Origin of the sequence: Wolbachia endosymbiont (group A) of Ancistrocerus nigricornis, assembly GCF_947250785.1 — a bacterium.
GTDB classification, from domain to species: Bacteria; Pseudomonadota; Alphaproteobacteria; order Rickettsiales; family Anaplasmataceae; genus Wolbachia; species Wolbachia pipientis.
On sequence record NZ_OX366348.1, the window covers coordinates 512534 to 538915 of the forward strand.

Annotated in this window: 19 protein-coding genes and 1 pseudogene; 7 read left to right on the plus strand and 13 right to left on the minus strand. The window is 35.2% G+C overall.

The window, feature by feature from the left end; genetic code table 11:
- Positions 1 to 30: 30 nt before the first annotated feature.
- Positions 31 to 1452 carry a glutamate--tRNA ligase gene (gene gltX, locus OOK90_RS02580; RefSeq protein ID WP_264706108.1) on the minus strand — a complete coding sequence of 474 codons (1422 nt, stop codon included), beginning with the start codon at positions 1450 to 1452 and terminating at the stop codon, positions 31 to 33.
- Positions 1453 to 1601: 149 nt separating this feature from the next.
- On the opposite strand from gltX, the gene OOK90_RS02585 reads away from it, so the two are divergent.
- Both OOK90_RS02585 and OOK90_RS02590 read left to right on the plus strand, forming a co-directional pair.
- Positions 1602 to 2357 (plus strand): ankyrin repeat domain-containing protein, encoded by a 756-nt coding sequence (locus tag OOK90_RS02585; protein ID WP_264706109.1) that lies wholly within the window; start codon positions 1602 to 1604, stop codon positions 2355 to 2357.
- 72 nt (positions 2358 to 2429) lie between these two features.
- Entirely contained in the window at positions 2430 to 4505 is a 2076-nt protein-coding gene (locus OOK90_RS02590) for an acetyl-CoA carboxylase biotin carboxylase subunit (RefSeq protein WP_070356813.1), read from the plus strand.
- Here the strand turns inward: OOK90_RS02590 and OOK90_RS02595 are convergent.
- The 6 genes and pseudogenes from OOK90_RS02595 to OOK90_RS02625 all read right to left on the minus strand — a co-directional run bounded on the left by OOK90_RS02595 (position 4454) and on the right by OOK90_RS02625 (position 9279).
- On the minus strand, positions 4454 to 5728 hold the full coding sequence (locus OOK90_RS02595) for a COX15/CtaA family protein (protein ID WP_244663076.1): 1275 nt from the start codon (positions 5726 to 5728) through the stop codon (positions 4454 to 4456). The two genes, OOK90_RS02590 and OOK90_RS02595, sit on opposite strands and share 52 nt — an antisense overlap.
- Positions 5686 to 7284: pseudogene (locus OOK90_RS02600) on the minus strand (glycosyltransferase family 2 protein). Before OOK90_RS02600 ends, OOK90_RS02595 begins: the two are co-directional and overlap by 43 nt.
- 14 nt (positions 7285 to 7298) lie before the next feature.
- The gene (locus OOK90_RS02610; RefSeq protein ID WP_065094793.1) at positions 7299 to 7775 is read right to left on the minus strand and encodes a F0F1 ATP synthase subunit B family protein; all 477 of its coding nucleotides are present in this window, start codon (positions 7773 to 7775) and stop codon (positions 7299 to 7301) included.
- Positions 7776 to 7783: 8 nt separating this feature from the next.
- Positions 7784 to 8263 (minus strand): F0F1 ATP synthase subunit B family protein, encoded by a 480-nt coding sequence (locus OOK90_RS02615; RefSeq protein WP_010962584.1) that lies wholly within the window; start codon positions 8261 to 8263, stop codon positions 7784 to 7786.
- Positions 8264 to 8266: 3 nt separating this feature from the next.
- Positions 8267 to 8494: a F0F1 ATP synthase subunit C gene (locus OOK90_RS02620; RefSeq protein ID WP_006014985.1), complete on the minus strand. Its 228-nt coding sequence runs from the start codon at positions 8492 to 8494 to the stop codon at positions 8267 to 8269.
- 59 nt (positions 8495 to 8553) lie between these two features.
- The gene (locus OOK90_RS02625) at positions 8554 to 9279 is read right to left on the minus strand and encodes a F0F1 ATP synthase subunit A (protein WP_155968396.1); all 726 of its coding nucleotides are present in this window, start codon (positions 9277 to 9279) and stop codon (positions 8554 to 8556) included.
- A gap of 229 nt (positions 9280 to 9508) precedes the next feature.
- Between OOK90_RS02625 and OOK90_RS02630 the strand changes: the two genes are divergently transcribed.
- The gene (locus OOK90_RS02630; RefSeq protein ID WP_264706111.1) at positions 9509 to 9700 is read left to right on the plus strand and encodes a hypothetical protein; all 192 of its coding nucleotides are present in this window, start codon (positions 9509 to 9511) and stop codon (positions 9698 to 9700) included.
- 23 nt (positions 9701 to 9723) lie between these two features.
- Entirely contained in the window at positions 9724 to 12063 is a 2340-nt protein-coding gene (gene pheT, locus OOK90_RS02635; protein ID WP_209472911.1) for a phenylalanine--tRNA ligase subunit beta, read from the plus strand.
- Here the strand turns inward: pheT and OOK90_RS02640 are convergent.
- Positions 12054 to 14801, minus strand: a complete 2748-nt coding sequence (locus tag OOK90_RS02640) for a coiled-coil domain-containing protein (RefSeq protein WP_264706113.1) — start codon at positions 14799 to 14801, stop codon at positions 12054 to 12056. The two genes, pheT and OOK90_RS02640, sit on opposite strands and share 10 nt — an antisense overlap.
- A 58-nt stretch (positions 14802 to 14859) precedes the next feature.
- Complete coding sequence (locus OOK90_RS02645; RefSeq protein ID WP_209472907.1) at positions 14860 to 18240, minus strand: class I tRNA ligase family protein; 3381 nt, start codon at positions 18238 to 18240, stop codon at positions 14860 to 14862.
- 176 nt (positions 18241 to 18416) lie between these two features.
- Between OOK90_RS02645 and OOK90_RS02650 the strand changes: the two genes are divergently transcribed.
- Positions 18417 to 19883 carry a peptide MFS transporter gene (locus OOK90_RS02650; protein ID WP_264706114.1) on the plus strand — a complete coding sequence of 489 codons (1467 nt, stop codon included), beginning with the start codon at positions 18417 to 18419 and terminating at the stop codon, positions 19881 to 19883.
- Positions 19884 to 20022: 139 nt separating this feature from the next.
- On the opposite strand, the gene miaB is transcribed toward OOK90_RS02650, so the two are convergent.
- From miaB to hemJ, 3 genes are all read right to left on the minus strand, one after another.
- Positions 20023 to 21342, minus strand: a complete 1320-nt coding sequence (gene miaB, locus OOK90_RS02655; RefSeq protein ID WP_010962578.1) for a tRNA (N6-isopentenyl adenosine(37)-C2)-methylthiotransferase MiaB — start codon at positions 21340 to 21342, stop codon at positions 20023 to 20025.
- A 613-nt stretch (positions 21343 to 21955) separates the two neighbouring features.
- On the minus strand, positions 21956 to 22234 hold the full coding sequence (locus OOK90_RS02660) for a hypothetical protein (RefSeq protein WP_138265071.1): 279 nt from the start codon (positions 22232 to 22234) through the stop codon (positions 21956 to 21958).
- Between the two features lie 53 nt (positions 22235 to 22287).
- The gene (gene hemJ / locus OOK90_RS02665; RefSeq protein WP_010082641.1) at positions 22288 to 22716 is read right to left on the minus strand and encodes a protoporphyrinogen oxidase HemJ; all 429 of its coding nucleotides are present in this window, start codon (positions 22714 to 22716) and stop codon (positions 22288 to 22290) included.
- A 55-nt stretch (positions 22717 to 22771) separates the two neighbouring features.
- On the opposite strand from hemJ, the gene pdhA reads away from it, so the two are divergent.
- A complete protein-coding gene (gene pdhA, locus OOK90_RS02670) occupies positions 22772 to 23752 on the plus strand; it encodes a pyruvate dehydrogenase (acetyl-transferring) E1 component subunit alpha (RefSeq protein ID WP_006279887.1) in 981 nt (326 codons plus the stop codon).
- Between the two features lie 408 nt (positions 23753 to 24160).
- Positions 24161 to 25084 (plus strand): RluA family pseudouridine synthase, encoded by a 924-nt coding sequence (locus tag OOK90_RS02675; protein ID WP_264706116.1) that lies wholly within the window; start codon positions 24161 to 24163, stop codon positions 25082 to 25084.
- A 7-nt stretch (positions 25085 to 25091) separates the two neighbouring features.
- Here the strand turns inward: OOK90_RS02675 and OOK90_RS02680 are convergent, their stop codons facing one another.
- On the minus strand, positions 25092 to 26354 hold the full coding sequence (locus OOK90_RS02680) for an MFS transporter (RefSeq protein ID WP_006280528.1): 1263 nt from the start codon (positions 26352 to 26354) through the stop codon (positions 25092 to 25094).
- Between the last annotated feature and the right edge of the window lie 28 nt (positions 26355 to 26382).

The following is a 26382-nucleotide window of genomic DNA, read 5'->3' on the forward strand; positions in this document are numbered from 1 at the left end:
GAAGGATGTCAAGTAATTTTCTTATTTCATTTAAATTGCTTGTAACCTTCTTATACACTCATCTTTACCAAGAATCACCATGATATCAATGATTCCAGGTGCATCCATTACTCCAGTTATAGGGGCGCGTAATGAGTGGTATACATCGCTTATTTTCATATCGTGCAATTTTGCACATTCCTTGATCTGAGAAGATAAAAAACCCTTATTCCAATTTTCATCACCGATCTTTGACAGAAATGACGCGAGTAACTTGATTATATCGAGGTTAGATTTGACAATTTGCTCAGCCTCTTCACTTAAATCAAGTGGCGGATCTTGAATATAAAATTTTGCTAAATCCAATAATTCGGTCAGGTAGTTTGCTCTTTTTTTTAGCTCTGTCAGTCCCTGCAGTAAATAGCCCTTTTTTTTGTCAGTTAGAGTATTTTCTCTAAGCATTAGAGTCAGAATATCTTCATTGCTCATATTACTAATATAGTGGTTATTCAAATGCTCCAGTTTTTTGAAATCGAGCCGTGCAGGTGAACGACCAATACTTTCTAAATTAAACCACTCTATTGCTTGCTCATCGCTAATAATCTCATCGTTGCCGTGACTCCAGCCAAGTCTCAGCAAGTAATTACGCATCGCTTTTGGCAATATTCCCATCTTTTCATAATCGCAAACGCTTGTGGCACCATGCCTTTTGGATAGCTTATTCCCATCTTCCCCATGGATAAGCGGCACATGTGCAAAGCGTGGAATGTCAAAATCAAGAGCCTGGTATATTAGCAGATGTTTAAAGGTATTAGTGAGATGGTCAGAACCACGTATTATATCAGTTATTCCAGCATCATGATCGTCAACTACCACGGCAAAAATATATGTTGGAGTGTTATCAGAGCGTAAGATCAATATATCATCAAGCTGGTCGCTATTTACTTTGATTTGGCCGTATATTTTGTCATCAATGACGATCTCTTGCGAATCTGGCACTTTAAAGCGGACAACTGACCTCACACCCGATGTCATTCCAGCGCGTGACCACATATTTTTCCAGTGTCGGCTACTTGGATGACAAGAAGGAGGTTTTGTAGTACATTTATGCTTGTATATCTTGCCCTCTTCTCTTGCTTTTGCCTTCTTTTCTGCAACTTCATCTTCAGGGCAGTAACAGTGATACGCCCTACCCTTTTCAACTAAAAGGTTTGCTACTTCTTTATGCCGCTCTATTCTTTTTGACTGATATACTATTTCCCCATCATAGCTCATACCGAGCCATCTTAGCCCTTCTATAATTGCATCAATTGCTTCTTGTGTTGAACGTTTTCTGTCGGTGTCCTCAATTCTTAGCAAAAACCTGCCACCATGATGCTTTGCATAGAGCCAATTAAATAACGCAGTACGAGCTCCTCCAATGTGCAAAAATCCTGTTGGTGATGGAGCAAATCTCGTGACTATACCTGGCATATTTGTCTGTTACAGTAATGTAAATGATGATAGCTAAAATTTATGTTTGTAACAATTTAGAATTTATTTGTTCTGAGAGATAAAATTTACTTGTTTTTCATAAATTGTGTTGTATAATTTAGTATTGGTTGAATATAGCGAGGTGAGTTATGGATGGACTTGTAGATATAGCAAAATTGCTTTCAGATAATGAAGCTAATATCAATTGGCGTTACACCGGCCCTTTTGATAAAACAAAACAAAGAGTACAGGCAGGTAATTTCCTGCATTTAGCTGCAAGAATACAAAACAAAGGTAAATTTGTAGACATTTGTAAGAAGAACATTGCTTCTGTAACTGCGCATAATGAATATGGAGATAATCCATTTCATGAAGCAGCAAGAAGTGGAATTTTGCTGCCTGCAGTACAAGAGATTGTGAATGACTTAGAGAAGGAAGCTAATAACAAAATTACGAAAGCAGAAGAAGCTGGAGATCGGAAAGAAGTAAGCAGATTGAAAGAGGAACTCAAATGTAATAAAAAATATATTAAAGATGCGCTCTGCAGTAAAGGCTATGCTTTTAATAAGAAGAGGGAAACTCCTCTTTATTACTTAAATGCTGCACAACAGAAAGAAATTAAGCAAATCGCAGGCATAAAAGACAGCTTTATATGTAACCAGAAGTTTCACCTGTGCTTATATATAATAGGAGCGATAGCATGTATCGCTGCTTTATGTTTGTCTTTATACTTTTTATTTTTAGTTTCGCAACCTTTTGCACTAAGCTCGATGGTTGCAATAGCTTCTGGCGGAGTCACATACCTGTCAGTTAAAGCATGTAGCGAGATACATGCCTTGCATAACGAAAGCACTTTAGTGGAAAATGCTAATGTACAACTTGCAGGAGAAAGTTTAGGTGTTTGATGAAGCTAGAAATTACTTGCAGGCAATGATATAGAAATTTACTTTCTTAACTTCAGAAAGTATACTCATACGATGATAGAAAAGAAGTACAGTAAGATTTTAATAGCAAACAGAGGAGAGATTGCCTGCAGGATTATCAGAACTGCCCATAAGATGGGTATATCTTGTGTGTGCATATACTCGGATGCAGATGTAAATTCTGTGCATGTAAGACAAGCAGATGAGTCAAGATATATCGGCCCTTCGCCATCTTGCCTCAGTTATTTAAACATTGAAAAAATATGTGAAGTAGCAGTTGAAACAGGTGCTGAGGCAGTTCACCCTGGCTATGGTTTTTTAGCAGAGAATCCAGATTTTCCACGTGCTCTTCAAAAACATAATATAGACTTCATCGGTCCCAGTGCAGAAACAATAGAAGTTACAGCCAACAAAATAACAGCAAAAGAAGCTGCAAGAAAAGCTGGAGTGAATGTAGTGCCAGGATATATGGGTAAGATCAGCGATGCTGCCCACGCAGCTCAAGTTGCTAAAGAGGTCGGTTTTCCCGTTATGCTCAAAGCTGCATCAGGCGGTGGTGGCAAAGGAATGCGAATTGTAAACTCCAAAAAAGAAATTGAACTAGCATTTACATCAGCCACAAATGAAGCAGAGAAAAGTTTTAAGGATGGCAGTATCTTTATAGAGAAATATATAGAGTTGCCAAGACATATTGAAATACAAATCATAGCAGATAAATATGGCAATATAGTTTGTCTTGGAGAAAGAGAATGCTCGATACAAAGGAATAATCAGAAAATAATAGAAGAAACGCCAAGTCCATTCATTAGTGAAGAAGTAAGACAAAAAATGTATGTTCAATGTGTTTCTCTGGCAAAGCAAGTTGGCTATTTTTCAGCAGGCACTGTTGAGTTTGTTGTAGATAAAGACCAAAACTTCTATTTTCTTGAGGTAAATACGAGATTGCAAGTTGAGCATCCAGTAACAGAATTTATAACTGGAATAGACATAGTAGAAGAAATGATTAGAACTTCCTGTGGAGAGAAATTGAGATTCAATCAGGATGATATTAAACTTACTGGTTCTGCAATAGAAAGTAGAATTTGCGCTGAAGACCCATCGAAGAAATTTTTCCCTTCCAGCGGAAGAATAAAATATTACGATAAACCGGGTGAAAATGATTATGTAAGAATAGATGATGGAGTTGCTGCAGGTTCAGAAATTAGCATGTTCTATGATTCGATGATTGCCAAAGTGATAACATATGGAAAAGATAGAGTAGAAGCGATCAGCAGAATGCAAAAAGCATTGTCTGAATGCTATATAGAAGGAGTAACAAATAATATAGAATTTCTAGAATCCATCTTCCATCACCCAAATTTTATCGCAGCAAAGCTCCATACGAGATTCATTCCAGATCATTACCCTAGTGGGTTTCACGGCGATTTTGTTACAGAGGAGTATATTAAAATATTTATTTTCACTGCGTTATATGTTCATTTGGAAAATGAAGAAAGGTACCATCATAAAGCAGTGAATGAAACATCTCAGGTGTCATTCCAGTGCGTGACACTGGAATCTAGTAAAAAAGAAGGGGCACCAGTATCAGCTACTCGGATGGCAGGTGACCGTGCAAGAGATTTATTCATAGTGAATATAAATGACAATGAGTACTCCGTAAATGCAAAATACCAAGATAATATATTAATAACGGTATATAATCACAATAAATACTCCGTTATAGGCAAGTGGAAATCAAGTTATAGATTGCTATATATCACAATTAATGACGATACCAATATAGCACTTAAAATAGAAAGACAAGGCAGCAAGTACTTCATAAGGCATGCAGGCATGAAAGCTGAGTGTTGTATATTTAAGCCTCATGTAGCTGAATTAAGTAGGTTAATGCTAAATAATGAAACAGAAGGGATTTCAGCAGATGCTGTAAAATCCCCAATATCTGGTTTATTAGTTAAATTGCACGTAAATGTAGGAGATCAGGTGGAAATAGGACAACCTTTATTTGTGGTGGAGGCAATGAAAATGGAAAATATCATATGTGCTGAAGCAGCAATGGTGATAAAAAATATTCCCGTTCAAGAAGGAAAAAATGTGCAGATTGGTGATGTAGTCTGCTTTCTTAAATAACATAAGAAGTACAAACTTGACCCAAACAAGATAAATGAAAACACTTGATGAGCTATGGCAATGGCTATTGGTATGTGCAATAATAGAGTAATTACACCTAAAATGATCTGAATGACGACGGAGAGCAGCATAATATATACCGGTTTTATGCTAGCATTTTTTACTGTGAGTATTACTACCAAAGTTAGTATTAGCAATGCCAGTGCTCGATGTATAAATTGCACTGTCGCTCTGTTCTCAAAGATATTCAGCCATATAGGCTGTAAGAAAAATAAATCTTCTGGAACGATTTGTCCGTCCATTAGTGGAAAGGTATTGTAAATCAAACCAGCATTTAATCCCGCAACAAATGCGCCGAAAATTATTTGTATTACAATTAGAATCAGAATAAGTATTGTGTAATATATACTACTGTTAGTAGATTGAAATCCTGTCATCCGAGTAGCTGACACACAACTGTACGAACGCTTACTTTTGAAAATAAATTGCACAGCAAATGGTGTCATGAAAGTAGCTGACACTGGAATCCAGCTTTTACTATGCAGCCACTTATTTAAAGTTAAGTTTTCTGGATCCCAGTGTCTGGGCACTGGGATGACATCTTTCTTGGTGAAAATTACTCTTATACTGCAATGTTCGTATAGTTGTGTACGTAACACTGGGATCCATATTTGGTAATCAAAAAATTGATATGACAATAATGCAAAGATAATTAATGCTAATAATAAGTGAAGTGCAAGCCTATAGTGGCTAACATGAGGTTCAGTTACTAAACCACTTTTAACCATATACCAACCAGCAAAAGCTTGTAAAGCTCCAAATAATAATGCCACACATAGCTTTATTACTACCTTTTTAGATATTTTTCTTCTTAATATGAAATATATAAATGGCAGGACAAAAACTAAACCTGTTAGTCTTGCAACCAATCTGTGTACATATTCTATTAAGTATATAGCGCGAAACTCCTCCATACTAATACCATAGTTAAGTGCTTTATATTCAGGTGTAGCTTCGTATTTTAATTTTTCTTGTAGCCAGTCTTGTTCACTCAGTGGTGGTAATGTTCCAGTAATTGGTTTCCACTCCGTGATTGACAATCCTGCTTTTGAAAGTCTGGTAAATCCACCAATCCCTACCATGAGAATTACCATGACCGAGCAGAGAAAAAGCCAAATAGCTACAGGTTTTGCTTCCATAAACCATGCTGAGTTTTGTTCCATCGCTCAGGGTAAAGAATAAATTCCCATAAGGCAAGAAAAGCTGCAACACTATGTAGCAGACTATAGACCGGAAAAAATATCGATACTATATAAAAATAAAAAGGCATCTTTTGCTGTTTGACAGCTATTACCAAAAGAATCAGGTTAGTAACGTATACCACTACAAAGTAGTACAAAAATAATTCATTTAAAACTTTAGTTAATATCAATGAAAGCAGTAAAAATGGAGTAGTAAAAAATATAAAAGCTGCAGAGCCAACAAAAAGATTCAATAGCAAAATTCCCTTAAATCCAGTGTGTTTATAAAGTGACTTTATATTTTTTAAATGAACAATATAAGTTTGCATATAGCCTTTGATCCAGCGCGCTCTTTGCTTAATCCAAGCAAATACAGCAATTGGTGACTCTTCCAATGTTTCTGAGTCAATCATCCTGGTTTTATATCCCATTTGTGCAAGTCTCAAACCAAGGTCAGCATCTTCGGTAACACTATAAGCATCCCAGAAAAACACTTTTTTTAGAATTTTTACTGAAAAATGATTACTGCTACCACCCAAAGGCATCGGCATGTTCATTTTTTGGAATCCAGGCAATAAGTATTGAAACCAGTTCATATACTCCAGAGAAAAGAATTTTGTGAGAAAATTATAATCACAATTGTAGTAATTTAATTTCGCCTGTACACAGGCAAGCTTATCGTCGTCCTTATTAAATTCAATCAGTGCTTTTTTTAACTGCAATGGGTCTGGTTTATCGTCCGCATCATATATTACTGCATACTTTCCTCTAGCAAAGCTCATAGCATAATTGCATGACTTGGCTTTTGTTCTAGGCAAAGAATGAGGCACTTTTATTACTTCAAAATACTGCGGTAAAGTGTACTTTTCTATAGCTGCTAGCGTTTCTTGGTCATCACTTTCTACCTGAAGCTTCACATCTAATTTTGATTTTGGATAATCCAAACTTTCAATGCTTTCAACCAATTGCTCTATCACTGCACTTTCTTTAAAAGCAGGCAATAAAATAGTATATATAGGAAAATCTTCTTCACTCAGCTTACTATAATCCACTTTTTAGTTGGAGGTTTCACATAAGTTAAAAATTGTAGCTATAAACTTGAATAAATAGCTAGAACATCCGATTATAAATATCAACATCAAAGCAAAATATGTATATTTCTCTGTTAGTGTTAAAATTGAAGTTACAATAAAGAAAGAAGCAAAAAATATTGAGCTTAGTTTAATGCTTTTGGCTGAAAAATTAGGATTCTTGTAATATAAGTAGTTGCTTGCAAATTCTGAAATACCAAAGTGCGAGTTAAGAAGATTTAAAATCTGTTCGCTATCCACTTTTATTAATACATAGTCAATACCGTAATGAGCTTCGACCCAACGGTTGATATCTCGGCTTGTGTCTTCAACCATAAAAAAAGTAGTATTATTTAATTTTTGCCAAGGAATTATATTAAATTTATAGTAAAAAAGTTTCTCTGGCTCTTTGCACAAACTAGAATCAAACTTAATTTTTTCTACATTATCAGCTTGAAGTATAGGCAATTGTTGCATTGAACCTAATGCAATTTTTTATTTAAGTCACGTGAAAATGAAGATATGACCTCGCTACTACGCTTATCATCTTTACGTTCATGCATTATTTTTTTTACAGCATCAGCAGCTATATTCGCTGTGTTAGCCTGTAAATCTCCAAGAGCTTTTTCAACTTGGTCAGTGACTTTCTTCAAGTTAGAATGGGCATTGTCATCTAATGTCTGATCTAGCTGCTGTCTATTGTGCTTAATGATACTATTAGCTTTATCAAGTGCTTCATTCATCATTTTATTAACTTCTGCATCTAATTCTTTGTATTTTTTAGAAGATTTTTTGTAATACTCCAACATATCTTTCCTGAATTTTTCAGTTTCTTCACTTGAAAATTTGCTTTTGTTACGCTTATTGTTAAGCGCATTTTTTATCACTTTCTTTAGCAATTTATACGAAAGGACAAAACTTACCAAGAAGGCAAGACCGATAATCAGTGATGTAGACATAAAAACCCCTAAAATTCTTTGGACACCAAGTCAGCAATAAATTCCTCTTCAATTTCAGAATTAGTCAATTTAGTATAATAAATTAAAGCAATACTAGTAGCCATTTGTTTTAACTGATCAGTATATTCAGATTTAAATTCTGCCACTTTTTTTTCAATAAGCTTGCTCTTTTTTTTATCTTCCTCTTCTAATATATTCTTAACATTAGCTCTCATTTCTTCTACCTGAGCAAGTGCATCATCTATGATTTTTTTTGCCTGTATTCTAGCTTGGGTTAAAGCTGCGTTATACTTGGTAATCTGATCTTCCGTAAGTCTTAAAAGATGAACAGAACTATTAAAAGAACCCAATACTTCTTTACTTCTAGTGCTTATTATTTCATCTAACTTTGGCAAAAATAAACAACTTACTACGAAAAAAAGTGAAGAGAAAAAAATTAAAAACCAAAAAACTTGAGAAAAGAAGGTTGAAACATCAAGCTGTGGCATCTGTTAAGCAGCAAATATTAATAACATTGCAAGTACAAACGCAAGCAATCCCATGATTTCAACCATGGCAGCACCAATATAAACATAACTTTTCATTTTACCTTCTGATTCAGGGTTTCTCGCAATCCCATTTAACATAGCAGAGAAGATATTAGCTATACCTAAACCAGCGCCGAGCATTCCAAACACAGCTAAACCAATTGCTATAAATTTTAAAGCTACTAAATCCATATATTACCTTTAATTATTTCTTTATAATATAATTGTAAAATATTCTACAAGGAAGTCAATTACTTTACTGCATCTGACAAATATACACATGTTAATATAGTAAATATATAAGCTTGTAAAATTGCAACAAATACTTCAAATCCTATCAATGCAATTATGAACAAAAACGGCGCAGGAGTGAAAAATATGTTCATATTTACAATAAACCCTGCTATCACTTTGATGATTGTATGACCAGCAATCATATTTGCTGCAAGCCTTATTGATAGGCTAACCGGCCTTACTAAATAAGCAAACAACTTAATAATAATTATTATAGGTGCAAGCCACGAAGGAGTTCCTTTTGGTAGCAATATGCGTAAAAATTCTACTCCCCTTTCTTTAAATCCAACAATCGTTATATAAATAAAAACCACCATCGATAAAGCGAAGGTGACTATCACATGACTTGTGACCGTGAAACTATAAGGAAGAACACCAACTAAATTACACGATAAAATGAAAATAAACACTGTAAATATCAATGGAATGTGCTGCAAGCCTTTGCTTCCAGTGTTATTTTCTATTATTGAAATAACAAAATCATATACATACTCAACTGCAGCTTGCAAATATCCTGGTATTACTGCCCCCTTCTTTATTCCAAAAAGCAAAAAGAGTATCACCAATATCACCGAAATCATCGTGAAAAGAGATGAATTGGTAAAGCTTACGTCATACCCAAATAACCTAGGTAACTCTATTACCGTATATACTTTAAACTGTTCCAGCGGATTTAATGCCATTTTAATCTGAATTATAAACAGTAAATAAAGTATGAATTTTATAGGACAAAGTCAAGAATTAAGATAAGGCTCTGTATTATTATAACATTAACATATTAACAAAATATGTAATTAGAATGTTAATTACAGTCAGCTCTGTATTTTAAAATTTACTAATCTTGTTAAATTATTCAATATCTTGACTTAATATCTTATTTTGATTATAATTTAATTTTTAGTGAGGTATATAATGAACGAAATAGATTTTATTAACACTAATCATCCTTTAAATTTGGAGCAGGAATTTGGTAACGGATACATCGAATCAGTAGATTGTTTCCTTGACGAAGATACTCGCGATTATTACATAGGACTCAACAATGCAATAAGAAGTATTCCACTACAACAAGCTTTAAAAGCACTACATTTTATATTACAATAACTTTTTTGTTTCTTGTTAGATCGATGAAATTCACGTTATCTTGGTTACTGGAGTATTTAGAAACCAATGCTAGTTTAGAAGAAATTACCGATAAATTAACTCACATAGGGTTAGAAGTAGAAGATGTGATCGACAATACCAAATTAGCTGGTTTTATTGTTGCAGAAGTATTAGAGGTGATACAGCATCCAAATGCTGATAAATTAAAATTATGTAAAGTAGATGACGGAAGTAAAATTCTACAAATAGTTTGCGGAGCAAACAATGTTAGAGAAGGTATGAAAACTGTGCTTGCATCTCTTGGTAGCACATTGCCAGAAAGTGATTTCACAATCAAGCCTACAAAAATACGAGGAGTGCTAAGTGAAGGGATGCTCTGCTCTGCTTCTGAACTTGCGTTGGTTCAAGAGGAAAGTGAAGGAATAATCGAGCTTTCCGATGATTATAAAGTAGGGGATAAATTTTTCAATTGTGACCCTGTAATTGATATAAATGTTACTCCAAACCGTGGAGATTGCTTAGGCATTTATGGAATAGCTCGCGACCTTGCTGCAACTGGAATTGGAACATTAAAGACTTTAAGCATTCCACAACTTACCAGCTCCATAAATTCACCAATCGATGTTGAAGTTACTGACGGAGAAAGTTTTATTAGTGGAATATACATCGCCAATGTAAAAAATCAAGAAAGCCCAAAGTGGCTAAAAGATAAATTGGAATCGATAGGAATGCGCTCCATTTCTACAATAGTTGATATCACGAACTATATTATGATATCTTTCAGCCGCCCAATGCACGCGTATGATGCAAAAAAAATAGAAGGAGAGCTCACAGTACGCAAAGCAAACGACGGAGAAAAATTTGCTGGTTTAAACGGTAAAGAATACTTATTAAACAAAGACATGAGCGTTATTGCAGGTGATAAAAATATTCATGGAGTTGCTGGAATTATAGGTGGAAAGTGCAGTGGATGTACACTTGAAACTACTGATATCTTTTTAGAGTCTGCTTGGTTTGACCCTATATCTATCGCTAAATCTGCAAGGCAAATAAACATCTCCACAGACGCTAGTTACAGATTTGCACGTTCTGTTGATCCCGAATTTACTTTTGATGGACTCAACCTTGCAGCTAAAATGATTCTGGATTTATGTGGTGGAGAAGCCTCAAGCGTAGTGTCTGCTGGCAGCTTAGATAGGGCTGACACCAAGGTGAGCTTTGATTACCAAGATGTAAACAAGTTTGGAAGTGTATCTGTATTGCCTGATGAAGTGTTCGATATCTTGACGAAACTAGGGTTTAATATTGATAAAAAAACCGAAGGCAATTGGAATGTACAAGTACCAAGCTGGAGACCGGACGTGACAATACCGGTTGACCTAATTGAAGAAGTAACAAGGATATACGGCTATGACAAAATAAAAGAAGAACCACTACCAAATAATGTTGAAGAAGTAGATAGTACATACGACAATTTGCGTATTTTGATGACAAACAGAGGGTTTCATGAAGTGCTAACCTGGTCGTTTATGAGTGAATCAACAGCTGAAAAATTTGGTTACTCGAATAAGTTATTTATCATCGATAATCCGTTTAACAATAACTTTAATATAATGAGACCAAGTATTATGCCAAATTTATTGCAAGTTACTGCTGATAATATTGCCCATGGAATATCTGATCTTGCAATCTTCGAAATCGGGCCGATTTACGATGGTGAAGCTCAGTCTAAACATGTTTTAAGTGGAATAAGAACAGGAAATAATTTACCGCGAAACCATTATAATACTAATAGGAAAGTAGATGTTTTTGACGCAAAGGCTGATTGCATAGCAGCTTTGGAGTTTTTTAACGTCAATTGCGATAATTTAACGATAGAGAGAGCAGAAAAAGAACATTACCACCCAGGAAAGTCAGGCACTCTCTCTTTTAAGAATAAAGTAGCAGGTTATTTTGGAGAGTTGCATCCTAATATATTAGATCTTTTTGACATCAAGCAAAAAGTTGTAGGTTTTGAGGTGATATTAGAAAATATTGAAAATTTACCTGTAAGTAGAAAGAAATTTATCGATTATAAATACCAAAGTGTAAAACGTGATTTTGCATTTATTGTAAATAAGGATGTGAAAGTAGGTAACATAATCAATGTGGTAAAAAAAAGCTCAGAGCTCATCACAGAAGTTTTAGTATTTGACGTATACCATGGAAATAATATAGAATCGAATAAGATGTCTATAGCATTGTCAGTTACTTTCTGCTCTCCAACTCACACTTTAACTGAAAAAGAGATCCAAAAAGAATCAAGTGCTATAGTTAATTTAGTATGTGAAAATACCGGAGGAACTTTGAGAACTTATCGTTGAGTCACAATCATAGTTTCCTGCCGTTGCTGTGTCACACTTACTTCATCCAATTTATTTCCAATATTGAATTCAATATCCTTGAAAAATCTATCCCACATTCCATGCAAATGCTCTTCTATTTTAGGCCACACATCATTTTTAAATGTTACCCCATCATCAGAAAATAAATTACCTAAAAAGGCTCCAACACCTTCATAATTTAACTGAAAACATTGAAGAAATGTCTCTCCTTCTTTATAAGTATTATGTGCCACATTTAACGCTTTTCTCTCTGTAGTCTCTTTATAAGCATTTGATGCTCCAATCTTTATTGCACCAAACATAACTTTACTCCAGTTCTTAACTTTCTGTATACAACCTTCACTATTTCCTGGTATATTATTTATTATATCTTTTGTCAAATTATCTATCAAAGGAGACAATAAACCTTGATAAAAGTGCTTGATATTATTTTTTGTTTTTATCACAGGACTTTTTATGCATTTTTCTGCCAAATAGTATTCAAGTTCCGCTTCCTCTAACAACTTCTTAACTGCTTCTTCGTTAAAAGTTTCACGCTCGAACTCCTTCAGTAAATCATCCTCTATTATTGCAAACTTTATTTTTTCGCGAGATTCTAGTTCTTCTATATAATCATTTTTTGTTTCTTCATTTATCAACAATCCTTTTTCTTCTAATTCTAACTGTTTTAATGCTTTGAGAATTTCTTGGTTATTTTTCAAATGCTTCTCTATTAATTTTGTACTTGGATGCTGTTCTCCTTTCCTATTTCGCTCACCTTCTAAATATTTGTTTAAATCCTCATTTTCTTCTATTACTTTCCTTAACGATATAGGTTGCTCTAAGCATTCTGCAATTTCCGCTCGGTGCGCATTAATCCTCTGTACTAAATCCGGCTCCTTTTCCTCTAACAGCTTACATGAATCCTCTATACCCTTTGCTTGGCCTTTGAGTACATTTTGTATTTTGCATTTCGTTATTTCTAAATATATCTTTGCTACAAAAGCATTTACTTTATCTGAAGCTTCTTTTAAATTCTCACTCAAAGAACCTTTTATCTCCTTTTCTAAATCCCGAAACTGGTCTATTAAGCTGAGCATGCCTAATAGGCCTAACTCACCCTTGGCTTTTTTCATTACTGACTTTACTAGCCTTTGCTCAACTTCTTGATCATCATACTCGAACTTAAAAAGACCTTCTAACCTTCTTCTTAAAACATCACCTGCTAAATTATTCTTTTTTACATCTCCATATATTTCTTTCAATTTTTCATGTATCCTAATATATCTTTTTTGTCCTTCTTTTTTTAAAAGATTAATCTCTTCTTTAGCATTACCTAGAGCTGTCTCTGTTTCTCTACTATGTATATATTTATAAACATCAATAATTGTTCTCTTAGCTATCTTCCCTTCTTCTTTAAGCCGCTTCCATTCTGCTTTAAATATAGGAAGCTCACTATCATCTAAAACATCCGGTAATTTTGCTCCTGCTTTTTTCAGATCTCTTATTATCATTTCTTTCTCACCTGGTAATTCCTTACCTTGACTCTCTAATTCCTGTCTCACTAAAGAATTTTTTATCTCATCTTCCAGTGAAAAACCTTCTTTCCGTCTATCCAGCTGAAACCTAACTGCTTGTATAAAGGCAACTTGATAGGCGTTGTACATTAAGTGAGTTGTCAACTTAAAATCTATGCTACTTACCACTTTTAACCTGAATTCGTCCAACAATTCCTTCAATTTATCATATGTAATCTCTTTCTTTTCTAGCTTTATCAGTTCTTCCATAGTCTTCGCAAATTCTTGAATAGAAGTTGCAAGCACATTCTTGATCTCATTACGTAAAGGCTTAAGACCATTTTTTAAGTGGATATTAGCTGATAATTTCAGTATGGTATTATGTTCTGAATCACGTGCAACATTAAACCAACTACCATCTTTATCTTCGTATAAATCTCTAAGTAGTTGTTTAAATTGCGGTGGAAACTTAACTTCCATATTCCACTTAATGTCTGCTTCAATAGCCTCTATCTCATGAAAAGACACCTCAATATTTTGGTGTTCATTTTGACATAACCCATTACTTATTTTAATAGCAGCAATCAAAAAATGAGATAATTTTTTATTTAAAAGATAAAAAGTAGCCAAAGCGAGTGTTGCAGGAATAAGTAATGCTGCAAGCACAGCGATATTAACAAGAATCACTATTGCAGCAAGAACACCATATGCCAATCTTTTTGCTGTACTTTCACTTACTTCACTTTTTTTTGTTTTATTCTCCTCTGAACTGATTTGTGTCTTATCATTTGTTTTTAATTTATTATATACGGCTAATCCTAACGCAGTGAAAACTATATAAGGAAACATTAAAACTGATAGAGCTAAATTTAATACTTTCTTCTCCGGGCAAGCTCGATTTACCTCTTTAAATATTCTACTTGATATATTATACCAAGAAGTAAAAAAATCAGAGTTATAATCTTTATAATGAAATATACTGAATGGAACGTTAAAATTAGCTAACGGCTCTTGTTCTTCCACAGCATCAAAAAATTCTTCTTCCTCTTCTGAAGTAGCAAGACCTAAATCATTCCCTTCTTCTACATTAGAAACAGCTTCCATAGCATCAAAAGACTCTTCCTCTTCCAAAGTAACATTGGAAATAGATTCTACTTTACCTAAATCATCACTATTGTTATTTAAGTCAACAACTTTCTTACAATCTACAACAGCATGCATACCATAACCTTACCTCAAGTAACCTAAGTATAGCATAAACAATGACAACTTTCAACTACTAATAATTTAACCTAATACCAACTATCAAATTTTGGTACTCCTTAAAATAAAAGTTAGTTCCAATTTCTGTATTAATGTCCAAAGATAAGGTAAGGGTCTGCTCTTTTATATATTCAATCCACGTATTTATTGCTTCCTTAATTTTCTCATCTTCTGTTTTGATTATTACTCTGATTCTATCGGACATATGAAAATCAGCTTGTTTCCTGGTTTCCTGAATGAGCCTCACGACATCTCTTGCAAGCCCTTCTAGAATTAATTCATCATTTAGTTCAGTATTTAGAATGACAATCCCTTTATTGTTATCAAATACAGAGGAATATTCACTGTTTGCTTTTAACAATAGTTCATATTCGCCTTTTTCTATGATGCAATTTTCTGACTCATTACCTAAAAAAACTTGCTCATTTTCAACTTGCTTCCATTTTCCCTCTTTGACATATTGAACTAGTTTCTTAATTTTATCTGGTATTCTCTTTCCAAGCAGGGGAAAACTTAGCTTTAACTCTAGTGATGCAATATCTTCAAGTCTGTTTACTAACTCCAGTTTTTTTACATTTACCTCATCTTTTATCATCTCTTGATATTCATTCATGCTTGGTGTCATTCCAGCACTTTTTTCTTTCTGGATCCCAGTGTCAGCTACTCGGATGACAGGAGAGAACTCTGGGATGACGGGAGAGAGCTCTGGGATGACAGAAAACGGCTCACCTTCAAGAAAACTACAGGAAGACTGATGATAAATGATCATACTGCCAAGTGGCTGTCTGATACGTATGTTAAAAGTGTTTCTAATAGAGAGTGCAGAGTTGCATATCTCTCTCACCAAATCCATCTTGGCAATGAGCTGACTATCAAACTTCTCTAATTGTGGAAAATTAGCCAAATGAACAGATGTTTCTTCATACTTAAGCCCTTGCCATATATTCTCTGTTATAAGTGGCAACAAAGGAGCTGCAGCTCTTAGTATGTAATAAAAAACCGTATATAGAACATTATAAGCATCAGTTTTATCCTGATCCAAATCACTTTTCCAAAAACGCTCGCGACTGCGACGAATATACCAATTATTTAGCACTTCAAAAAAGTTCATTAAAATTTTGCAAGCCTCTTGGGAGTTATAGTTGTTCATAGAAGCTTGGATACCTTCTACAGCTTCAAAACACTTGGAAATCATGTAACGATCAATAGTGCTTTGATAATCCTTACAAACTTCAGCTTTAATTCCATCTGCATTTGCATACATAGTAAAAAAGTGATAACTGTTCCAAATAGGTTTTATTACGTTTTTCAGAACATCTCGTATTGAGTTTCCTTCTTTATCGAGTAGCAAATTACCACCACAAACAATAGATCCAGAAAGCATAAGAAAACGCAGTGCATCAGAACCGTATCTATCAAAAACCTCCATTGGATCTGCATAGTTATTCAAACGTTTGGACAATTTTTGCCCTTTTACATCCAAAACAACACCGTGGCATATGCAGTTCTTAAATGGTTCCCTATTAAACAAAGCAGTGGACAATACAAAGAGCGTATAAAACCACCCCCTGGTTTGCGCTATGTATTCAGTGATAAAATCCGCAGATTCAAACCACTCCTTATTTTCAAACGGATAGTGGATTTGCGCAAATGGCATCGAGCCAGATTCAAACCAGCAGTCAAACACGTCAGGTACACGGCGCATAACTGATTTTCCTGTTGGATCATCAGGATTTAGTCTTGTTAAAGTATCGATAAATGGTCTGTGCAAGTCGTCTATTTTAACATTAAAATCTCTCTCCAGTTCTTCTATTGAACCATATACATCTACTCTTGGATATCTCGCATCATCTGATTTCCATACAGGGATTGGCGTACCCCAGAATCGATTGCGTGAAATTGACCAGTCGTGTGCCCCTTCAAGCCATTTTCCAAATTGACCATCTCTAATGTGGTTTGGTATCCAATTAACTCTCTTATTTAGCTCTACCATTCTGCTTTTGAATTTTGTAACAGCAACATACCAAGAAGGCATAGTTCGATAGATCAAAGGAGTGTCAGTTCTCCAGCAGTGTGGATAATTGTGAATATATTGCTCAGTCTTAAACCAACTTCCCTGCCCTTTCAATTTTTTTATTACTGTATCATTGGCATCAAAAACATGAACCCCTGCCAAATCTGAAACTTCAGCAGTAAATTTTCCACTGTTATCAATTGGACAAATAACTGGAATATCATGGCTTTGGCAAAGGTAAAAATCTTCCTCACCAAATCCAGGAGCAGTATGCACAACGCCAGTACCGTCTTCTTCCGTCACATAATCAGCAATAAAAACGCGAAATGCATTTTTTGTGTCTTTAAAATAGTCAAACAGTGGTTTGTAAGAAAGACCTGCAAGATCATTCGCTTTAAGTTTTATATTGCAGTTTTCATATGGAATATTGTTTTGTTCAGAGTGGCTGATAAATTTCTCTAAGTAGCTTTCAGCAAAAATGTATATTTCACCATTCATTGAACTTCCTTCACTACTCCCTGTCATCCCAGTGCCCAGACACTGGGATCCAGAAATAGATTCCAGCGTCACGCGCTGGAATGACATCAAAGGGTGGACTGACACTGCACAATACTTAATATCTTTTCCTATTGCTAAAGCCAAGTTGCTCGGCAACGTCCAAGGAGTTGTAGTCCAAGCAAGTAATTTACACTTTCGTTTAACACTTTTAAATTGCTGTGGGTTTTCTAAAAGCTCAAATGCAACAGTTACAGCTTTGCTAACTTTTTCTCTATACGCGTTATCAAGCCTTGTTTCGAAATTAGATAATGGAGTTTCGCATGCCCAGCTATATGGTACAACGCGCACTGATTCATACACCAGACCCTTATCATAAAGCTGCTTGAATGCCCACATGACCGACTCCATGAATGATTTATCCATAGTCTTATAGTCATTGTGAAAGTCTACCCACCTTGCTTGCCTATTTACATACTTCTCCCACTCTGATGAAAATTTCATCACAGAAGTACGGCAATGATCGTTAAATTTATCTATACCAAACTTCTCTATCTCAGTTCTACCAGATATTCCAAGTTCTTTTTCTGCACCCATCTCAGCCGGCAATCCATGGCAATCCCAGCCAAATCTACGTTCAACCCTTTTTTGAAGCATAGTTTGATATCTTGCAAATGCGTCTTTGATGAAACCAGTGAGTAAATGTCCATAATGCGGAAGTCCATTTGCAAACGGAGGCCCATCGTAAAAGACAAAACAATTATCCTTGGAACGTTCTTCAACTGACCGCTCAAAAACTTTGTTTTCCTGCCAAAATTTTATGATTTCCTTTTCTAACGATAAAAAATCAGGACTACTTACTGTATCAGGATAATGCTTTGACTTCATGTTCGCTATGTAAAACTAAAGAATATAGGGCTTTCTGAAAAATTACAAATTCAAAAATATTTCCGTAGCTCACACCCCAACAAACTATTCTGCCGAGCTTCCAATACCTTTTTTTAAGTTTTACTTGCAGTTTTTATTGTTTTACTTAACATTAACCCAAGCTTTAGGGGTATTTTATGGATCAGAAGACAGATAAGTTTCCACAATTTTTAAAAATGTTGTGCTTTGTTGAAATGTGGGAACGTTTCTCTTACTATGGAATGAGGGCACTTTTGGTCCTATTTTTGACTTCTCACTTAGGTTTCACTGATGAGAGGGCCTTTACTATTTACTCATTATTTGCTGCAACAGGTTATGCTATACCAATACTTGGAGGTTTTTTAGCTGATAAGTTGATGGGATTCCGCAACATGGTGTTGCTTGGAGGGATAGTGATGATAGCAGGTCATGCTTGCATGTCATTGGTTAAGTTTGAACCAGGTTTATTATATTTAGGTTTATCTCTAATAGCCATAGGTACTGGTATGTTTAAAGGGAACGTAACTAACTTACTTAGTTCATGCTATGGCAAAGACGATCCTGAACGTAGCAGAGGCTTTACTTTATTTTACGTAGGTGTGAATATTGGAGCAATATTGGCTTCTATTTCATGTGGTTATGTAGCCCACTTGTTTGGCTGGCACTACGGCTTTGGTTTAGCTGGTATTGGGATGTCTATAGGGCTAATCTTTTTTCTCAAATTTCAGAATCTTTTAGGAGATAGCGGCCTTTCTCCTTATCCAGAGCTTATGAATAAGCGCATATTAGGGATTAAAATTTTTGGTATAGTATTGATAGGAAGCTTTCTGTCATCATCAATAATTGCTAAAATGCTTATACATAGTGAATTTTTTACTAATATGCTCATATTTATTGGAATAACAGCTCTGGGCATATTTATTTATATAATATCTAAATTATCAGCAGAACAAAGACGAAAATTAGTGGCATTATCTATTCTTGTGGTATTTTTCTTGTGTTTTTTTGCTTTAGAAATGCAGCTTGGCTCTTTGGTTAACTTATTCACCGAAAGAAACGTTATTAACAATGTATTAGGTATAACAATCCCAGCTTCAGTTTCTCAAGCCATAAATCCTGTGTCAATTATAATATTTGGCTTTCTTTTTGGAACATACATGAAGTTTAAGCAAAAATATGCAACTTCCATGTTTACCCTTGGCCTTCTGACAATGGCTATGTGTTTTTTCACACTGTACATAGGATGTTTAAACTCTAACATTGAAGGTAAAGTAGAATACTTATATTTAATAATTGCTATCTCCTTTATGGGACTGGGAGAATTATGTATTGCTCCATTAGTCCAAGAACAAGCAACTACACTAGCCCCCAAAAACCTTAGAGGAGTAGTGATGGGTATAGTAATGCTGTCATTAGCGTTTTCTAACCTAGCCGGAGTTGCAATATCAAAATTTATGTCAGTTCCTTCAGTAAATGGTAAAATAAATTATTTAGAATCTTTAGAAATATATAAAGAGGGTTTTTTAAAGGTGGGAATATTTAATTTAATGCTCGTTATTGTATTTTTATTCTTCTTCAATTTTATACATAAAGTTGTTACTAACTCATCTTGTACAAAAAATTGATATAGGTAAGCTCAAATTTGTAGGTTTAAGGTACCCGTTCAGCAGAGGTAGCAATTAAACTTTGTAACTTTTGAAAAAGATTATGATTGCATTTTTTCAATACTCTTTGCTTAAGATTTATATTTAACGCTGCTTAAAATCAGTGAAATGCACACCCCAGCAAACTACTCTGCCGAGCTTCCAACACTTTCACATTTACTATTTTGTCCCTGTATTTATCTTCAGAATCATCAATGCACACTGATTGCATATATGGGCTTTTACCAATAATTTGGTTTTGGTGTTTACCTTTTTTATCGCTAAATAGAACAGGTATAGTTTTACCTACCATACTCTGGTTAAACTCAAGTTGTTGCTTACTAATTAATTTCTGTAAACGAAGAAGGCGCTCTGTTTTAACCTCTTCTGGTACTTGATCTTTTCTTTCCGCTCCCGGTGTGCCTGGTCTTGGGCTGTATTTAAAACTATAAGCCTGAGCATATCTAACTTTTTCTACTAATTTCATAGTTTCTTCAAAATCTTTTTCGGTTTCTCCAGGAAAACCAACAATAAAATCAGAAGAAAATTCGATTTCAGGTTTCAATTTGCGAAATCTGTCTATTATTTCCAAATACTCCTCTGCAGTGTGTTTCCTGTTCATCGCGTGCAATATTTTATTCGAACCAGACTGCACAGGCAGGTGAACAAACGGCATGAGCTTTGGCTCTTCCGCATGTGCCAAGTAGAGAGATTCATGCATATCTCTTGGATGAGAAGTTGTATAACGAATCCTCTCTAGCTTTTCAATTTTAGCAATATGACTAATTAATTTTCCTAAATCCCACACTTCCCCTTCGCACTCCCCATGGTAAGCATTGACGTTCTGACCAAGCAAATTGATCTCATTTGCCCCATTTGCAACTAATTTCAATGCTTCACGAAATATTTCATTCACTGGCCGTGAATACTCAGCTCCACGAGTATAGGGCACTACACAAAACGTACAAAATTTATCACAACCCTCTTGTATGGCAAGAAACGCAGAAGACCCCTGGCTATTGCCATAGCATTCATCTGGCAATTTATCAAACTTTGCAACTTCAGGAAAATCAGTGTTTATTACATGACCTTTACTTCTGCTTGCTTTGACTATCAGCTCCGGTAAGGTAGCGATACTCTGCGGACCAACAACAATATCAACAAAAGGAGCCCTTCTGAACACTTCTTCTCCCTCTGCTTGCGCTACACACCCAGCCACCACTATAGTCATTTCTTTTCGTAACGAATGAATCTTCCCAAGCTCTGAGTAAAGTTTTTCTGCTGCCTTCTCTCTAATGTGACAAGTATTCAGTATCACTAAATCGGCTTTCCCTGCATCACTAACAACGTTGAACCCCAAAGGTTTAATTACATTTTCCATTAAAACGGAGTCATAAACGTTCATCTGACAGCCGTAAGTTTTAATATATAGGCCTTTCATATTTGGTATGTCTTTTTCAAAATTTCTTCACCCTACACGTAAATGTCTAACAGACCAGCGCGTGACGCTAGTGAACTTGCTAGCACAATAGATTTTGACAAAATTATACGAAAAACTGGATCCCAGTGTCAAGCACTGGGATGACAAGTTCTCGGCAACCCCTACGTCATACCATCACGGTATCTCTAGATCCCGCTAACAAGTAGCGGGATGACGGTTGTCAGGGTGTCATGAAAGTAGCTAACACTGGCTTCCATCCAAGAGGGCAGTGCCCTCTTCTTGTCATCCCAGTGCTTGACACTGGGATGGCTTTGTTGCATCGCTACTTATGAAAGGCTAACTATAGTTAGGATTATAAGCAACCTATTGAAAATCTTGTTTTTTTGCAATCAATCTGATCAAATTTAAGAATAGTAATTTATTATTTATATTAATAAATTTAATTCTATTGAAAATAGCTAAAGCATTGAAATTCTTGAATTTTAGCCGGATTAGTGAGTGGTAGTGAAATTTCTTTTACTCAAATTTAGGTATTCACTGACCGTTCTTGTTATAAATACCAGAATAATAAGCTACTGATATTCTCTACCTTTTTTATCTTTATCCATCATAGCTAGCGATGCAACAAAGCCCACTGGGATCCAGGAAAAAGAATGGTGTCATGCAAGTAGCTAACACTGGGATCCAGGAAAAAGAATGGTGTCATCCGAGTAGCTTGACACTGGCATCCAGGAGACTTAATTGCAAGTAATGCATTGAGTTTGGTGAGTATGGGTTTTGCGTTATAGAATGAAGCACTTTTGGTGAATTTGTAAAGAAAGCTGGATCCCAGTGTCAAGCACTGGGATGACAAGAAAGGGAGCACTGGAATTTTTATTTCAGTATTGTACATTAGCCATGCATCTGAACAGATACGAGCTTTCTGCTTTTTTTGGGTAAGGTCAGTCAAAAAGGTTTTACAACAACCATAATAACTATAACTATTATCAATACTGTAACTGCTTCATTTAAAACGCGAAAATAAATATGTGACTTCTTATTCGAACCCATTGCAAAATTTTTCCTATATTTTGCAAGTAGCATATGAATAATTAACATCAAAAGTATTGCAAATGCTTTTACATGAAACCATCCTTCACGATATGCTTCCCTAATAACCATTAGTGTAATTCCAAGACCAAGTGAGAAAAGCATTGCAGGGTTTATGATATATCTAAGTAGCCTCTTTTCCATTGTTTGAAGCAAGCTATCATTTTCCGATCCCGGTTTTACAGTTGCATGGTAGACATAAAGCCTGGGTAAATAAAGCATACCTGCCATCCACATGATAACAGAGATAACGTGAAAAGCCTCAAGCCAGTGGTAATAGTTCATTAGCAAAAATTTAAAATTCCTGGTATTGTGTTAGTTTAATGAAAAAGAAATCGATATGAAAGCAGAAAATTTCACTAAAGAACAGATAATTGGATTCTACAGGAAAATGCTACTCATACGCAGATTTGAGGAAAAAGCAGGACAATTATATGGGATGGGATTAATAGGCGGGTTCTGTCACCTATCAATAGGACAAGAAGCAGTTGCAGTTGGAACTCAAGCTGCATCAAAATTAGGTGACGCTTTTATCACAAGTTATAGAGACCATGGCTTAATGCTCGCATGTGATTCTGATCCAAATGTTGTAATGGCAGAGCTTACCGGCAAAGAAACAGGATGCTCGAAAGGTAAAGGTGGTTCGATGCACGTATTTGACGTTGAAAAAAAATTCTTCGGCGGGCATGGAATAGTGGGAGCACAAGTTCCAATTGGCACAGGAATAGCATTTGCTAATAAATATAAGAAAAAAGATAATGTGGTATTTACATATTTTGGCGACGGTGCTGCAAATCAAGGACAAGTATATGAATCGTTTAATATGGCATCTTTGTGGGAGTTGCCTGTGGTTTACATCATAGAAAATAATGAATACGCAATGGGAACCTCCGTGCAAAGGTCAACTTTAGTAACAGAGTTATATAAAAGAGGAGAAAGTTTTGGTATTCCTGGAAAACAAGTTGATGGAATGGATTTTTTCTCTGTTTATGAGGCTACAAGCGAAGCAGCGGAACACACACGCAGCGGAAAAGGGCCTATCCTGCTTGAAATGAAGACATATCGATATCGCGGTCACTCAATGTCAGATCCTGCTACTTATCGCTTAAAAGAAGAAGTTGAAGATATGAAGCAAAATCATGACCCTATAAGCACTTTAAAGAAATACATGACAGATAATAAAATGGCTTCAGAAGAAGAGTGCAAAGTAATTGATAAGGAAATACGTGATTTAGTAAAAAAGTCGGAAGATTTTGCCAAAAATAGTAAAGAACCAAGCGTTGATGAGCTGTATACTGATGTTTATAAATTTGTTAGCTAATTTTTTTATCCAGAACTGTACAAACATTGTATAGTAAACGATGTCATCCAAATAGCTCCTTCTCCCGTCATCCAAGTGCCCTCCTTTTTTTGTCATCCCAGTGCTCTGACTACTTGGATCCAGCTGAGTTGGTGAGTATAAAAGTATAGCTAACGCAAGCTCTACGTCATGCCGCCGCGAACCGTCATACCGCGATTCATTCGCGGTATCTCTAGATCCCGCTAACAAGCAGCGGGATGACGGTTGTCAGGCTAGCTGTCATCTCAGTAGTCTCCTTCTCCTGTCATCCGAGTAGCTGACACTGGTTCCTTTATGACGGCAGTAGCCCCTTCGGTGTCATTCCAGTGCTTGACACTGGAATGACACCAATAATTGACATTTCACTAGATATTCATTATAAATAATGGAATGCTACAAAGTATAAAAACCATATTAATAGAAGACGATAACGTTAGGCTGGATAGGTACATCAGAAGAATCTTTCCTGATCTAAAGCAATCTGTAATTGAAAAATCTTTAAGGAAAGGATTAATCAAAGTTGATGATTGCAAAGCAAAGTCCAGTGATAGAGTAAATTCTGGGCAAACTATAACGCTGAAGCACTTGAATTATATTGAAAACGCTAATTCTGATCGCAAATATAATGAAAAGTTAGTGAATCTACTAAGAGAGAACATATTATATGAAGACGAATATATACTAGCTATAAACAAACCCGCATGGGTCATCGTTCAAGGTGGCGTAAAAGTAAAGATTAGCATGAGTGATTTGCTTGACCAAATAAGAGAGGGAGAAACATTTAAAATTGTCCATAGGCTAGATAGAGATACGAGTGGAGTGATAATATTCGCACGCAACGCTAATGTTGCCAGATACCTTATGGAAGAATTTAAAGGACGAAGAGTAAAAAAAACTTATTTAGCATTAACTTCTGGCATACCTAGCAAGGATAGTGGAACAATAGACTATCCATTGGTGAAAAAATATGTTTCAGGTCAAGAAAAAGTGGTCGTTGATGAAAATTCACCTCAGAATGCCACTACGCATTTTTCAATTATAGCAAAATCCAAACACAATGTTGCTTATTTAAAATTACAACCAATTACCGGCAGAACCCATCAGTTACGTGCACATTTAGCTCATATAAATTGCCCTATTCTTGGTGACGGTAAATATGGTGGTAAAAAAGCTTTTATTGATGGGATAGCAAATAAAATTCACCTTCATTCGCATTCTTTATCTTTAAAACTGCCAAACAATAAAGAAATCACTATCACCGCTCCTATCACTAAACACATCGAAAAATCCATTGAAGCGCTATTTTTCGACTGAAACGATTTCACCAATCAACTTTTCTGTCTTTGGCTTTAATTTGAAGCACAGATATTAGGCTAATTAATGCGCAGGCAGTAAGATAAATGCCTGCTGCAAGTTTTGTTTCGGTTTTTTCTATAAGCCACATGCATATGTATGGAGAAAGGCCACCAAAAATTCCTGCAGATATATTATTTGCTAAGCTTACGCCAGTGCATCTTACTTTTGTTGGAAACAGTTCACAAATAACAGAACCATATATTCCAAAAGATGCACCTACTGGTATAGTAATCAATAAGTAAGTTATTATTACGACATAGTGGTTAACGGAAGATAATAATGGTAATACACATGTACCAATCAGAGATAGCATAATCAGTACAGGAATCATTACGCGTTTTCTTCCAACTTTATCAGATAAAATTGCAAAAAGTACCGCAGATGCTGCAAATACAACCTGTATTACTATCCTCATTAAATCTTTAACACTAATAGATAAAATAACTAGCTCTTTTATTGATATATTATAAAACATTATTGCTGCGTAGACAATTGCATTCTGAGCAATTCCCAGATTGATTGAAATAATAAGCGGTCTTTTATAGTTTCTTACTAGTTCTAACAATGGTGAATGTGCTAAATTATTAGCGTACTTATTAGTTTTATATGCTAAGCTTTCTTTTAATATGTACCTAGTTAAAAAACCTATTGTCCCCAAAAAAAAGCAAAAATAAAAAAGCAACTTCCATCCCCATATTTCATAGTTCTCACCTGTAACTCTTTTGCAGATAAATATCATTGTTATGCATAAGAGCGTTCCCAGGGCTCCGCTAAAGGGCTTCATACTTCCTAAGAAACCTAGATTTTTTTTATCTTTTGAATGCTCTATCGTAAATGCTGTATTAATGCTTGTTTCACCTCCTGCAGTTATTCCTTGCACTATTCTACAAAACACAAGCAATACAGGTGAAAGCAACCCTATTTCTTTATACCCAGGTATAATTCCCATAATTGTGGATGATATTGAAATTAATATTACTGAAGTAAGTAAAGTCTTTCTTCTGCCATACTTATCTCCCATATAACCAAAAATTACTGCACCAATTGGTCTAAACGCAAAACCAATTGCAAAAACACCAAGGAATTTGAGTGTACTCAAATAATGATCTTCTGATGGGAAAAAAACGTTGATGATTGTATCTGTTAATACTCCAAAAAGAGTGAGTTCATACCACACAATCATGTTACAGATCATGCCCGATAGTATTGCTTTTTGGATATTATTCATGGTCTTTCAATTTAACATAACCTAATAT